Origin of the sequence: Pseudarthrobacter sp. 1G09, assembly GCF_050038305.1 — a bacterium.
Classification (GTDB): domain Bacteria; phylum Actinomycetota; class Actinomycetes; order Actinomycetales; family Micrococcaceae; genus Arthrobacter; species Arthrobacter equi.
Map to the genome: position 1 here is coordinate 3,380,362 of NZ_CP188306.1, position 13,069 is coordinate 3,393,430.

The 13,069-nt window shown below is 65.4% G+C and carries 14 protein-coding genes; 2 read left to right on the forward strand and 12 right to left on the reverse strand.

Features of this window, described 5'->3' with window-relative positions:
• The 5 genes from ACP3TD_RS15555 to ACP3TD_RS15575 form a co-directional block, all read right to left on the reverse strand.
• Window positions 1-300 (reverse strand): acyl carrier protein, encoded by a 300-nt coding sequence (locus ACP3TD_RS15555; RefSeq protein ID WP_056075871.1) that lies wholly within the window; start codon window positions 298-300, stop codon window positions 1-3.
• Window positions 301-331: 31 nt separating this feature from the next.
• Entirely contained in the window at window positions 332-1,102 is a 771-nt protein-coding gene (locus ACP3TD_RS15560) for an SDR family NAD(P)-dependent oxidoreductase (protein ID WP_426763894.1), read from the reverse strand.
• Window positions 1,095-2,012, reverse strand: a complete 918-nt coding sequence (locus tag ACP3TD_RS15565) for an ACP S-malonyltransferase (RefSeq protein ID WP_426763895.1) — start codon at window positions 2,010-2,012, stop codon at window positions 1,095-1,097. The genes ACP3TD_RS15560 and ACP3TD_RS15565 overlap by 8 nt, the downstream gene beginning before the upstream one ends.
• Window positions 2,013-2,115: 103 nt before the next feature.
• Complete coding sequence (locus tag ACP3TD_RS15570; RefSeq protein WP_056075880.1) at window positions 2,116-2,994, reverse strand: ABC transporter permease; 879 nt, start codon at window positions 2,992-2,994, stop codon at window positions 2,116-2,118.
• Window positions 2,995-2,996: 2 nt separating this feature from the next.
• Window positions 2,997-3,908, reverse strand: coding sequence for an ABC transporter ATP-binding protein (locus ACP3TD_RS15575; RefSeq protein ID WP_056075883.1), 912 nt, complete (start codon window positions 3,906-3,908; stop codon window positions 2,997-2,999).
• Window positions 3,909-4,643: 735 nt separating this feature from the next.
• Here ACP3TD_RS15575 and ACP3TD_RS15580 point away from each other — a divergent pair.
• Window positions 4,644-5,885 carry an amidohydrolase gene (locus tag ACP3TD_RS15580; protein WP_426763896.1) on the forward strand — a complete coding sequence of 414 codons (1,242 nt, stop codon included), beginning with the start codon at window positions 4,644-4,646 and terminating at the stop codon, window positions 5,883-5,885.
• Window positions 5,886-6,242: 357 nt separating this feature from the next.
• On the opposite strand, the gene ACP3TD_RS15585 is transcribed toward ACP3TD_RS15580, so the two are convergent.
• The 4 genes from ACP3TD_RS15585 to ACP3TD_RS15600 form a co-directional block, all read right to left on the reverse strand.
• Entirely contained in the window at window positions 6,243-7,097 is an 855-nt protein-coding gene (locus ACP3TD_RS15585) for an SGNH/GDSL hydrolase family protein (protein ID WP_426763897.1), read from the reverse strand.
• A 133-nt stretch (window positions 7,098-7,230) separates the two neighbouring features.
• Window positions 7,231-7,971, reverse strand: coding sequence for a hypothetical protein (locus ACP3TD_RS15590; protein WP_426763898.1), 741 nt, complete (start codon window positions 7,969-7,971; stop codon window positions 7,231-7,233).
• Window positions 7,968-8,957, reverse strand: a complete 990-nt coding sequence (locus ACP3TD_RS15595) for an ABC transporter ATP-binding protein (RefSeq protein WP_426763899.1) — start codon at window positions 8,955-8,957, stop codon at window positions 7,968-7,970. Before ACP3TD_RS15595 ends, ACP3TD_RS15590 begins: the two co-directional genes overlap by 4 nt.
• A 22-nt stretch (window positions 8,958-8,979) precedes the next feature.
• Complete coding sequence (locus ACP3TD_RS15600) at window positions 8,980-9,354, reverse strand: GntR family transcriptional regulator (protein ID WP_377203974.1); 375 nt, start codon at window positions 9,352-9,354, stop codon at window positions 8,980-8,982.
• A 193-nt stretch (window positions 9,355-9,547) separates the two neighbouring features.
• Between ACP3TD_RS15600 and ACP3TD_RS15605 the strand changes: the two genes are divergently transcribed.
• Entirely contained in the window at window positions 9,548-9,832 is a 285-nt protein-coding gene (locus tag ACP3TD_RS15605) for a hypothetical protein (RefSeq protein WP_426763900.1), read from the forward strand.
• A gap of 83 nt (window positions 9,833-9,915) precedes the next feature.
• Here ACP3TD_RS15605 and ACP3TD_RS15610 read toward each other — a convergent pair whose 3' ends face one another.
• The 3 genes from ACP3TD_RS15610 to ACP3TD_RS15620 all read right to left on the reverse strand — a co-directional run bounded on the left by ACP3TD_RS15610 (window position 9,916) and on the right by ACP3TD_RS15620 (window position 13,068).
• A complete protein-coding gene (locus ACP3TD_RS15610; protein ID WP_426763901.1) occupies window positions 9,916-10,848 on the reverse strand; it encodes a lipid kinase in 933 nt (310 codons plus the stop codon).
• A gap of 205 nt (window positions 10,849-11,053) precedes the next feature.
• Window positions 11,054-11,869 carry an MBL fold metallo-hydrolase gene (locus ACP3TD_RS15615; protein ID WP_426763902.1) on the reverse strand — a complete coding sequence of 272 codons (816 nt, stop codon included), beginning with the start codon at window positions 11,867-11,869 and terminating at the stop codon, window positions 11,054-11,056.
• Between the two features lie 134 nt (window positions 11,870-12,003).
• The gene (locus tag ACP3TD_RS15620) at window positions 12,004-13,068 is read right to left on the reverse strand and encodes a LacI family DNA-binding transcriptional regulator (RefSeq protein WP_426763903.1); all 1,065 of its coding nucleotides are present in this window, start codon (window positions 13,066-13,068) and stop codon (window positions 12,004-12,006) included.
• Between the last annotated feature and the right edge of the window lies 1 nt (window position 13,069).

Below are 13,069 nucleotides of genomic sequence, written 5' to 3' on the forward strand. Positions count from 1 at the left end.
TCAGGCGCCGTTGTCAGCGAGTTGGGCGGCTTCGGCGAAGTCCACCAGCTTGTTGACGGATCCGAAGACAAACCGCTGTTCGTCCGTGATGTAAACCCCGAAATCCTCTTCCATCAGGCTGACGATTTCGAGGGTGTCCAGCGAGTCGAGTTCCAGTCCCCGCCCGAACAGGGGCTGGTCGTCATCTACCAGGTCGGGGTCCACAGGGAGGTCGAGGCCTCCGATAATGCTCCGCCGGACTGCGGCGTTGAGTTCAAAGCGGCGCTGGGCGCGTTGGTACTGCTCAGTGTTTTCAGGCATGGTGTGTCCTTCTTTCGGCTTGGTGGTGCAATCAGGCGGTGAGTCCGCCGTCGACGGGAAGTATTTGGCCGGTGATGTAACTGGACTCCGGGGTGGCCAGGAACCGGATAGCGCGTGCTACCTCGTCGGCGTGCGCTACGCGCTGTAGCGGGATGTGCCGGGTGAGATCGTGCCGGGCCTTAGCGTCCATGCGTCGGAACATGTCAGTGTCCGTGAACCCAGGCGCCACGGCGTTGACGCGAATCCCCATGCCCGCAACTTCCTTGGCCAAAGACTGCGTCATGGCGTTCACGCCGCCCTTGCTGGCGCTGTAGTTGATCTGGCCTGCTTGGCCGGACACGCCGGAGGTTGAACTGAGGAGGACAATCGAGCCCCCGGACTTGCGCATGGCCTTGACCGCTTCCCGGCACACCAGGAAGGTGCCGCGCAGGTTGACGGCGATCACGGAGTCGAAGCGGTCCGCAGACATCGTTGCGGCGAGTCCATCAGAGGTGATGCCAGCGGAAACCACCACGGCATCCAGGCGCCTTCCGGTAGCCGCCAGGAAGGACCTGAAAGCCGTCCTTACGTCTGCTTCCACCGAGACGTCAACCTTGTGCGAACTGTAAGTCCCACCAGCCTGCCGGACGAGTTCTGCCGTCTCGGAGCTGTCCGATTCACCGGAACGCGAGAAGCCCACGACGTCGTATCCGGCCTGGGCCAGTGCGACAGCAGAGGCCTGACCAATGCCCCTGGACGCACCCGTTATCAGGGCTACGGGCCGGGCGGGAACACCGGGCCCGGTGGCATCGACGCTATGCACGGCCAGCACCTTCCGCGAGCTTGACGTTGTCCTCAACAATGAGCACTTCCCGAGACTGCAGGTACGGCCGGGCCAAACGGGCAATAGCCCGGCCTGAGCCGAAGATGCAGAGCCGGTCATATGCGCGGCTCTCCTCCATTACAGAGCTCCACATCACGGGGTGGCACAGGCCTCGCTTAAGGTCCGCCAGGACGTCGGTACCCCGGCGGGTTGGCCTGGCATCCGTGCAGCCGATATAGGTCCCGGCGGCCTTGGCCATCCCTACGCTGTCCAGCACCTCATGCCATTCCGCCTCCACGGGTCCCATAAGACGGGAGTGGAAAGCGTGGCTGACACTGAGCCGTTTAGCTTTGGCTCCGAGGGCTGCTTCCGCCATGTCCAGTGAGGGAGCTGCCCCGGAAAGCACAATCTGCCGCGGCCCGTTGTGGGCGGCAACATCCAGCCCGAAGGCGAGCGCCATGTCCTGCCCGGCCTTGCGGCCTTCTTCGGCAAGGTCCCGGGCAGGGACTGCGACCGCAAGCATCCCTCCGCTGCCGGGTGCACGGGCCATCAGGCGGCCCCTGGTCTGGGCAAGGACCGCCGCCGATTCAATGGAGAGGTAGCCGGCGGCCGCGGCCGCCGCGATGGCGCCAACGCTGTGCCCGGCACAGCCATCGATAGGGGCGCCACCCCCTGCCTCGTAGGCGCTGTGTGCGGCGAGGCTGAAGACTGTCAGCGCCAGCTGCGCATTTTCGGTGCGTTCCAGTTCGGCGCTGTCGGTTTCCCAACAAAGCTGCCGCACGTCCACACCTGTAGCAGTCCCGGCCCGGTCGAACACCGCAGCGGCGGCGGCGTTCCCCTTGGCGAGGCGGTTCCCCATACCTACGTACTGGCTGCCCTGCCCTGGAAACAGCCCGATGGTTTGACTCATATCAATGGCTCCTAATGCAAAAGGGTGCACCTGCCAGCGAAAAAGGGTGCACCAAGCCACACCACCGTCGGGGACGGTGGCGTGGGGGAAATGGTGTTGAGGCCTAGCGGATGTGGGTGCGGATCCGCACCATGCCCAGCGCGGCGAACAGCGCGAGGACGGCGACCATGACGCCAATGGCCATGGGCACTGTGACGGCAAGGTCTGACACGAAGATGTCAACGCCGTAGAACTCGTCCAGGGCGGTGATGGCCTGATCCTGGCCTCCGGCCAGCTGGTCGATGGTTGCCTCGGTGAGTGGGCCGCGCACCAGCATCGCCGCCTGCGAGAACGGCAGGGCATTGATGACGTTGGTAACCCCGTCCGGCAGGGTTCCCAAGGGGATGTAGGCACCGGCGAGGAAACCAATGATTGTTCCGACGATAGTGCCAAGTGACGAGAAGGCGCTGGAGCTGCGTATAAACGTCACGATGAAGGAAGACAGCGCCGAGAATGCTGCGGACAGCAGGCAGATGTAGGCGAAGGTCTGCGCCAGGCCGGTCCAGGAAGTGATGGGCTGGCCGGTGGCAAGCATGTAGACCTGCCCCACCACCAGGATCACGGTGCTCATCATCACGGCAATCACGAAACTCGACAGCAGGTAGCCGCCCACCAAGTGACCTCGCCGCACCGGGGAGACCATGAAATCCTTGAAGCGTCCGGATGCCCTGTCCTCAACGAAGATGTTGAGGGCCGAAAGGCTGGTGGTCAGCGTAGTGATCATGACGATGCCAGCGAACACCCAGGAATTGACAAAGCCCTGAACATCCCCGGCACTGGCATTAGGGAATTTTTCCTGGACATTCTCCACCTGGAGATTTCCCAGGAACAAGGCGTAAAGGGCGAAAAGGATGATGGCTGAAAGGAGGGAAAGAAACACACCCATCCTGTCGCGGAAGAACAAGGACAAATTGCGGCCCATAAGAAGAGCGGTAATTCGCATCTTTATGCCTTTCCAGTCAGCGAAAGGAAGACGTCGTCCATCGTTCCGTGCCGTAATTCGAAGTTTCCAATATGTTCACGATGGGCATCGATGACGGCCAGTGCGTCCCGCGTCGTTTCGACGCCGATCTCGAATACGTCGGTCCGGGCCTCGTAGGGCAGGCCGAGTTCCGTGACGGTGCGTTCAAGGCTCGCATGGGCCAGCGACTGGATGGTCAGCACGCTGCGGCTGTGCTGGGAGCGGAGCTCCGCCGGCGTACCGGCTGCGATCTTCCTGCCCTTGTCAATGATCACCACCTCGTCGGCGTTCTCGGTCTCCTGCATGTAGTGGGTGGTCAGGAACACCGTGAGGCCCTGTTCTTCGCGCAGGGTGTTGATCGCTTCCCATACCTGTTCCCGGCTCTGCGGATCCAGGCCGGCCGTGGGTTCATCCAAGAACAGGACGGACGGGCTGTGGATCAGGGCGCGGGCAATGTCGACCCGACGCTTTTGCCCGCCCGAAAGGGGGCCGTAGCTGCGGTTGGCAAAGCTTCCCAGGTCCACCAGTTCGGTGAGTTCCTTGATCCGGGCATCGGTTTTGCGCCCTAGCCCGTAGAACCCAGCGCGGAGCCTGAGGTTCTCCACCGGGGTGGCCAGCGGGTCAAGAAGCGACTGCTGGAAGACGACGCCAATGTCACGCCGGATCCGCTCATCGTCTTTTCCGACGGTGTTGCCATTGATGACAATCGTGCCTTCATCAAACGGAAGGCTGGTTGTCATGCAGGAGATGGTGGTGCTTTTTCCTGCTCCATTGGTTCCAAGGAACGCGAACACGGATCCTGTGGGTATCTCCATGGATAACCCGTCCACTGCCGTGACGTTCTGGAATTTCTTTCTGAGACCTTCAACGCGAATCAAGAATGCACCCCTACGCATGCTCTACAGATCAACTTGCCGGCACCCAGTAAGGCGCCGGCTACAAGCTTGTTTTGACCCGCCCCCAAATCGGCATGTCGCTTGAAAGACTACATAGGACGAAGCCAGCCGCAAAATGCAGATGCATCCGGCCGGAATAGCAAGTCAATTCCGGCACCGCTTCTTTCGGATAGTCAACTCCCACTTATCCGCCGGGAATCGTACGGGTGGCATTCGAAGGTGCGGACGGCCTTTCGACACGCAAATTTACAAAAAGTGTCACGTCCCGCGACAAGCGAGGTAGGCCGTGCGCGGGAGGGCAGCAGAGCTCAGCGGCTTGGCCGGCCGGGGAGACTGCCTCATTCCGCGGTTCCGCGGGCCATCGCATCCCCGAGTTAGTAAATCGTTTAGCTAAACTTCATGGGGCGCTGACCTGCGCAAATAGCCATTAGCTGTCACACAGGCCAGCCGATCGGGCCAGCCAGACCATCGGGGGCGGGCGCCACCTGTCAACACATCGCCGTGCGCGGATAGGAGCTGGCCGGTTCCCCGGGACCCTCAACTGTGGTTGCCGGGTGCGGCTCAGCACCGGGCGGGTTCGGAGAGGCCCTGAAAATAGACCCTTTGTTACACGACTAGAGGCACAGGGTGTGCAGGCGGTCGCGCGCCGCGTGCTCCATATTCCGGCACCTCCAGCCAAAAAGGGTTCCACGGCAGCCCATATCTGACTGGCCAACGGGACGGCATACTGGCCAGATGACCAACGCGGCGAAAGTACTGGCAGGCCTTGAGGCAGAGCTCGGCTGGGTCCGGGATACCTACCGGGACCTGCACCGCCAGCCCGAGTTGAGCCTCGAAGAGCACCGGACTGCCCGGCTGGTGGAGGACAAACTCGCCGCGTTCGGTTACCGTGTGGTCCGCCTGGGAGGCACCGGCGTCGTGGGTGTCCTGGCGAACGGCGACGGGCCCACCGTGCTGGCACGGGCGGACATGGATGCGCTTCCCGTCACCGAGGCCACCGGACTTTCCTACGCGTCCGAGGTCACCGGAGTCATGCATGCCTGCGGACACGACGTGCATGTCAGTACCCTTCTGGGCGCCGCCAAACTGATGGCGGACGGCCGCGGCGCCTGGTCCGGTACCTACATCGCCCTCTTCCAGCCCGCCGAGGAGGTTGGCGCCGGGTCCAAGGCAATGGTCGACGACGGCCTGGCCGCCAAGGTGCCGCGGCCCGGCGTCGCTCTTGCCCAACATGTGATGCCCGCCCCGGCCGGAACGGTGTACACCACGGCCGGGCCGGTGCTCTCCGCCGGCGACTCCCTCAGGATCACCGTGTACGGCAAGGGCGCGCACGGGTCCATGCCGCACATGGCCGTTGACCCCGTGGTGCTCGCGGCATCCATCGTGCTGCGGCTGCAGACTGTGGTGTCGCGGGAGATCCGGCCCGGCGAGTTTTCCGTCCTGACCATCGGAGCGCTGAACGCCGGAACCAAGTCCAACATCATCCCGGACCGGGCCGAACTGCTCCTCAACATCCGCACCTACGATCCCCAGGTGCGGTCCACGGTGCTGGCGGCCATCAAGCGGATTGTCAGAGGGGAATGCCTGGCCGCGGAGTCACCACGAGAGCCGGACTTCGAGTTCTACGACCAGTTCCCGCTGACGGATAATGATGCCGCCGTGACGGAACAGGTGACCGCCGCCTTCACATCCCATTTTGGCGCCGCTGCGGTGGGCAAGGCGCAGCCCCAGACCGCGTCAGAGGACTTCAGCCACATCCCGGATGCATTCGGGGTGCCCTACACGTTCTGGCTGTTGGGCGGCGTGGACCCGGCAACGTACAGGGCCGCAGAGAGCCAGGGAACTGTCAGCCGCGACATCCCGGGCAACCACTCGCCCTTCTTCGCTCCGGTGCTGGACCCCACCCTGTCCATGGGAGTCCAGGCGCAGGTGGTGGCGGCCCTCTCGTGGCTTGCCCCCGACACCAAGCGCGCTTGACAGCCCGTCCCCCGGGGAAGTTCCCGGCCGAACCAGTCTTGAGTAATTCTTGACCCTAATTGGCGCAGATGTTGAGCCGGTTCCCGCACAGTTTTGAGTGAAGGATGGGAATGCATGGGGGTGCACCTGGGAACTGAGGCCCAGTCAGCCCATACCTCAGTCGGGTGTAGAAACCCGATGGTCTCGATCGCTTGGCGGCGTCGTCACAGCGCCGCCAGGCGGTCCACAATTTCACAAAGACCGGGGCCGACGGCGGAGGCGGCGGATCAGCGTCGATCCGCAAATAGCTGTCGGCCCCACACTTCTCATCAGCCGGCGCGGCCCAATCGCCGGCGCGGCCACGGCATCAAAAGCGCCCTATTCCACCAGCGCTGCCCAGGACTCCAGGAACTTATCCGCAATGTAGGCGTGCCCGGCGGTGTTCGGGTGCGCTCCGTCGGCATCGAATCCCGGGCTGTTCGCAGCGGTGAACCAGCGGCCCTCCACGGGATCGATGAACGGGGCATTCGCTGCCTCGGCACCGGCACGGACGGCGCTGTTCACATCCCGCAGGTCCTCCCCCAGCGGCTGCGGTGCCGACGGTCCGAGCACCACCACCTGTACCCCGGGCCAAAACCGGCGGGCCGCCTCGATGGTCTGGCGGGTTGCCGCCGTGATTTCACCGGCGTCAGTGATCTGGGCATCGTTCTGCCCGCCTTGGAGGATCAGCAGGTTGGGGACGAAGGCCGGGTTATTGGCCGCGGTTTGCCGCAGCCGGACTTCGTATTCGCCGCCCTGGTCATCCCGGGCTCCGCCGCCCCAGGCGAACCCGGTCCCGCCGCGGCCATCGATATTGGTGGGGTACCCCAGCGACCCCGCAACGAGGTTCGCCCAGCTCTCGTCCGGCTGGTCGGCCCCGTCGCCGGCCGTGTAGGAGTCCCCCATGATCAGGAGAACGGGCTTCCCGGGCAGCTCAATCTTCGCCGGCCGGCCCGTTGAGGTGGCCGTGGGGGTGGGAGCAGCTGAAGCAGGAGCCGGGGAGGCGGCCGGCGTACCGGTGGCCGATGCCGCGGGGGTGCTCGCCGCCGCGACGGGAGCGGTCCCGCCCGGGTCCCGCGGGCCCATGAGGGCGAGCGCTGCCACCCCGAAGGCCGCAACCGCCAGCACCAAAAGTGCCGCGTACTTGATCCACTCCCCCGCAGGCGCGCCCGGGCGCCGACCGTTTCCCCTCACCCGCAAAATCTTACTTGCCGGCACCCGCCGCAATAGCGCTTAAGACGACGCCCAGCACAGGAAAGACGTACGACGGCGGCGCGGGGCCGCCGTCGTACGTCCTTCTCTTGCTGTGGTTCAGGCCGCTCCGGACTCAGGCGGGCATCCGGCGCAGGGTGAGGTAGGAACCGACGGCCAGCAGCGCGGTGACCGGGATGGCCCACAGCGTCAGGCCCAGCGCTCCGGTGTCCGTGAACCACTGGCCCACGGCCGGCCATGCCTGCTGGAACGTCACCAGGGCAATGAAGCCGACCAGTGTGAGGCCGAGCCCCAGCAGGACGATGGTGAGTCCCAGGGCGCCGAACCGTTTGAAGATGGTGGCGAACCAGAAACCGATGGTGAAGAAGAACATGGTGGCCGTGAAGTAGGTCAGTGCGGCGCCGAACGGCCCTGACGCCCACACCCAGTCCAGGTATGCGAAGTATCCGTTGATCCCGTAACCGCCGGTGGCCTGCTCGAATAGGCCCAGCAGCACGAACACCAGGGACATGCCCAGCCCGCTGACCGCCGCCGCCGCGAGGGAGCCCAGGAAGAACTCGCGCCGTGTGAGGCTCATGGCCTGCGAGAACGGGAAGGTCATGGTCATGGCCTGGATGCCGATGGCGAGGAAGTACCACAGGGGTGCCTGGGACCCGCCGCCGGCCTTGACCTCGGTGACGCCGGCGCCGCCGATGATCCAGAAGATCATCATGGACAGAACCCATGAGCCGCCCAGCACCAGCGCCGGCACCCAGATGAACGTTTGGGTGTTGACGAACTGCAGCCGGACCACGTTGAGCATGCGGTTGCGCGGCACCTGGTGTTGCAGGGCTGCGCCGGGCTCGAGGGTTGTCATCGCAGGCTTCCTTCCTGGGTATCCGCGTCTAAGGTGTTGGTGCCGGAAATGTTGGAACCGGAGCTGTCCGGCCGGGAGTTGCTGGAGCTGAAGCCGTCCGTGCCCGGCCTGCCGGCTGAGCGCTGCTGGGTAAGGCGCACAATGAGCTGCTGCAGGGAGACCGGCGCCAGTTCGAGGCCGTCGGCAACAACCGCGGCGCGTTCGGCGCCGTCCAGGCGGCCCAGGAAGGTCACGGATGCCACGCGGCCCAGGCCTTCGCGGTGGATGACCTCCCGCCCGTTAACAGCCCGGTCCACGGCGGCGGCGTCGCCCACCACGTTGGTGGCGAGGGCGCGTGCGTCCTCCGCCGATTCGTCCATGATGATGCGGCCGTCGTCGATCAGGAGCACGCGTTCGATCAGGTTGGAGACTTCGTCGATGAGGTGGCTGGAGAGCAGGATGGTCCGCGGGACTTCGGCGTAGTCGGCCAGCAGCCGGTCGTAGAAGATCTGCCGGGCCACGGCGTCGAGGCCCAGGTACGGTTCGTCGAAGAACGTGACCTCAGCCCGGGATGCCAGGCCGATGATGACCCCCACGGCAGAGAGCTGCCCGCGGGAGAGCTTCTTGATGGTCCGTTTCAGGGGGAGCTGGAAATCGTCAATGAGTTCGTCGGCCAGGCCCTGGTCCCAGCGGGGAAAGAACAGCCGGGCAGCTGCGAAGGCGTGGCGCGGGGTGGCGTCGTCCGGGTATTTCTGGCTTTCCCGGACGAAGCACATGCGGCTGAGGACCCGGGCGTTCTCGTACGGGTTCTCGCCGAAGACGCGCACCTCGCCGCTGGTGGGCAGGTTCTGGGCCGTGAGGATGGACATGGCGGTGGTCTTGCCGGCGCCGTTGCGTCCCAGCAGGCCGTAGATGGCGTCCTGCTCGATGTCGAAGCTGACACCGTCAAGGGCGAGGGCATCTTTGTATCGCTTGGTGAGGTTCCTGACCTGTATTACGGAGTTCATCGCGTCCTTCGATCTGGCAGGTTTATGGTTTCGCCGGTGAAGCGCCGGCACCGGTGCGGACCAGGTCCGCGACGTCTTCAGGCCCGAGCCCGATCCTGCGGGCCTCGGCCAGCAGGGGTTGCACATACCGCTCGGCAAAATCGCTGCGGCGCTCCTTGAGCAGGAGTTCGCGGGCACCCGGGGCAACGAACATTCCGATGCCCCGGCGCTTGTACAGCACGCCTTTGTCCACGAGCATGTTCACGCCCTTTGCTGCAGTAGCCGGATTGATGCGGTGGAACACGGCCAGCTCGTTTGTTGACGGCGCCTGTGACTCCTCGGCGATGCTTCCGTCCAGGATCGATGCCTCGACCTGTTCGGCGATCTGCACGAAGAGTGGTTTGCCTTCATCCATCAGGCGACCTCCCGGCCAGTTGGTTACTTACTTGACTAACTAACCATGGAAGCGGCGGCCCGTCAAGGCGGAAAGCTCTGGATCCGGCACAGCCGGCTACGGCGTTAGGCAACCGTGACCTCGTGGCAGTTCCGCCGCGGGGTTCCAGCCACTACTGTCAACAGCACCATCCGGCTTTTACGGAAAAGAGGCGACGATGAGCATCGACATCGGAATTGGTAGCAGCCTCAGCAGCGAGGACGCGGCACACTTTGTGGCCACAACGGAAGCAATCACGTCCGCCCTGCAGCAGGTCCGGGAAATCCACTCCGCGTACAGCTGGGTGTGGACGCACGAGATCCGCTGCCGCGGCTGCCACGCCCGCCTCGAGATCCCGGTACTTGCCAGTACGAAGGCCAACGCGGACAAGGCTTTCGCCGCGCACCAGTCGGCGGAGCTGGACGCCTTCCTGGCCGCGGGCGGCGGATCCACACTCACGTGAGCAGACGTACGACGGCGGCGCGCGGCCGCCGTCGTACGTTTCCTTTTGACGCCGGCCGCCTCAAGAAGTCCGCGCCGGGCGGGCTATCCGTCCAGGACCGCCGCCGTGCTGCCCTGCGGAACGATGACGTGGACGGCGTTGCGCTCGATGGTGAAGTCGGCGGGCGTGACGGTGGCGATCTCGCCGTCGAGGTTGACCGGCATGGGCGGATTGGTGACCAGCCGGACGCGCTGGGTGGTCGCGTGGTGCACGTCGCTGCGCTCCACGAAGCTGCCGTCCTTGAGCAGCCGGGCGATCCGCACGTGTTCGCGCAGCCGTGCGCCGGGAATGGCGTAGATATCGAGGGTGTGGTCGTCGATGCCGGCGGTGGGTGAGACGGCGTTCCCGCCCCCGTAGTGCTTGCCGTTGCCCACGGCCACCTGCAGCAGGTTTTCGAGCTCGATGGCCTGGTGGTCTCCCTCGGGGAATTCGAGGCGGGCCCGGAACGGCTGGTGCCGGGCGTAGGCGCGGACGGCGGCGACGGCGTAGGCGAGCGGGCCGAGGCGGCGTTTCAGGCGGGGGCTGAGGGTTTCGGTGACGCCCACCGAGAGGCCCACGGAGGCGACGTTGAGGAAGGGCTGGCCGTTGACCCGGCCCAGGTCGATGTCCACCACTTTTCCGTCGGCGAGTGCGGCGCAGGCGGCGGGCAAAGCGTTGGGAATCTCTAGGGTGCGGGCGAGGTCGTTGGCTGTTCCCAGCGGAAGTACGCCCAGCACTGTGCCGGTCCCGGCGAGCCGGCCGGCAGCGAAGGAGACGGTGCCGTCGCCGCCGCCCACCACCACCAGGTCGTGGTTTTCGGCCATCACGCGGTCAAGGGTTCCGGCCAGGTCCGTGCCGGACAGGATGCGGTGCACGGCGGTGACGGGCAGGCCCGCGTTCCGCAGCATGTCCACCGCCTGGTCGGCAGCCGCAGCCCCGAGGCGTGCACCGGCGTTGACCACCACGGCAACGGACTGGGCGTCTCGGGCGGCTTTCATGGGCTCCATCCTAGGGTGATGGAGCTGGGAGGACCCTGCATGTTTCCGGTACGCCCCCACCCCGGCATGCCGGTTGTTGGGCCTGCCGAAACCCCCACGTGACGGCCCGTTAGGGGAACCTTCCGCTGGGTACGGATGCGGCAGAGCAGCCCCGCGGAAAGTGATATACCCCGCGGGGCTTCTCGCGTCCGCAGGGGCCGGCTCGCTAGCCTTCCCGGTGGGTTTCCTGCAGGCGCTTGATGAACCAGCGCGACTGTTCCGGGCCGTAGGGCAGCACGGGGATGGCCTTGGTGGCGTCGTCCGGGGTGTCGCGGATGGACTGGCGGGCCTGGCGGACGGCGGTGGTCAGTGTGTTGGCCATGGTCTTGACGAACCCGTCGCTGCACGGCTTCCCGTGCCCGGGGATCAGGTACTCGTAGCGGTGACGCAGGGCGGAGATGTGCCGGAGTGCGTCCGCCCACTCCTCGGGGAAGGAGTCCTCGAAGGAGGGGTGGGCGCCCTGCTCCACGAGGTCGCCCACGTACAGGGTGGTGGGGGTGCCCACCAGCAGGTCGCCGTCCGTGTGGCCGCGGCCCAGGTAGAACAGTGTTGCGGTCACGCCGCCCAGGTCCACCAGGACGGGCTGGTCGCGGACGATGGCGTTGGGTACCACGAGCTCCACGTTCTCGCCCTCGCCGGTGGACATCTCCGGTTCAAGCGTGCCGACGAAGCGCCGCTGCAGGTCACCGCGCTGGTCGATCTCGGAGGCACAGTTCTCGTGGCCCCAGAATTCGGTGACGCCCGCTTCGGCGAACACCGCGTTGCCGAAGAAGTGGTCGTAGTGCGCGTGGGTGTTGACGACGACGAGGGGCAGCTGGGTCTTCTCCCGCACCGCGTCCAGGATTTCCTTGCCCTGGCGGGGGCCGCAGCCGGTGTCGATCACCATGGCCCGCTCGGTCCCGACGATCAGTCCGGTGTTCAGCAGCGATCCCTCGGTGACCAGCACGTAGTTGTCCGCGCCGACCTCAAGCCATTCCGACATTGTTTCTCCGTACCTCCGGCAAAGCAGTGTTCGTTCGTGTAGTGGTCGATTGTACCCATGGCTCCTTGGCCGAGCCTGTTGAACCACGCCCCGGCGGTTGAGCGAATCGGAACCATCGCACCCGCCGACAGGTTTCACCCACGGGCCGTGCTCCGGGGAGGTGCAACGGAATCGCGCCGCACGAGCGGGCAGTCCATTACGGTGGGGGCAGCCGCCATCAGGGCCAGCTCAGTTTTGCCCTCGATGGCATCAATGAGCTGCTCCACGGCCCAGGCCCCCATTTCATAGTGCGGCAGCGCCACGGTGGTGAGGGCCGGGTGGAGATTGGCGGCGATGAGCTGCTGGTCATCGAATCCCACGATGGACAGGTCCGCCGGAATGGCGAAGCCCAGCTCGGCCGCGGCACGATAGGCGCCCATGGCCATCCGGTCGTTGTAGCAGAACAATGCCGTAGGCACTTCACCGCTGCCGCCGCGCCCCAGTATCCGGCGTGCCGCCTCGTAACCGCCCTGCACCTCGGACGGAGCTGACTCCACCGGCGCCGCACCGCCGTCGAGCCCTGCCTCATTCAGGGTGTCCCGGAAGCCCTTCAAGCGGAGGCGGGTGGCGGGGACGTCGTCCGTGTTGTTCAGGAAACCGATGTGGGTATGCCCGGCGTCCAATAACGCGGACACCGCAGCCCTGGCGCCGCTTTCCTCGTCCGGAATGACCGCAGTGATGTTTCCGTCCATGGAAACGGAGTCCACCAGGACCGACGGAACACTACCGAGGTTCGGCGGCAGGTGGACCGTGCGGTGGTACATCGTGGCATACAGGATGCCGTCCACCCGCCGTTCAAGCAGGGCCTCGACGTCGGCCTGCCGCGATTCCAGGCTGGCTGCGGCTGACGTATTGAGGATCATCAGGTTGTAGCCGCGGGCCTTGGCAGCCTCGTCAGCGCCCAAAATGATCCGCCCCGCGTGCGGGGTGGTGGCGATGTCCTCGCTCAGCAGCCCCAGCATGCCGGTCCGCTGGGTCCGCAGCGCCTGGGCCAACCGGTTGGGTTCGTAGCCGAGCTGCTCGGCTGCAGCCCTGACCTTTGCCTTGGTTTCGGGCTTGACCCGGGCGTAGGCGACGTCGTTGAGGACATGGGAGACAGTGGTCACGGACACCCCGGCGGCCTGCGCCACGTCCTTGATCCCAACGTTCTTGTTGCCCATC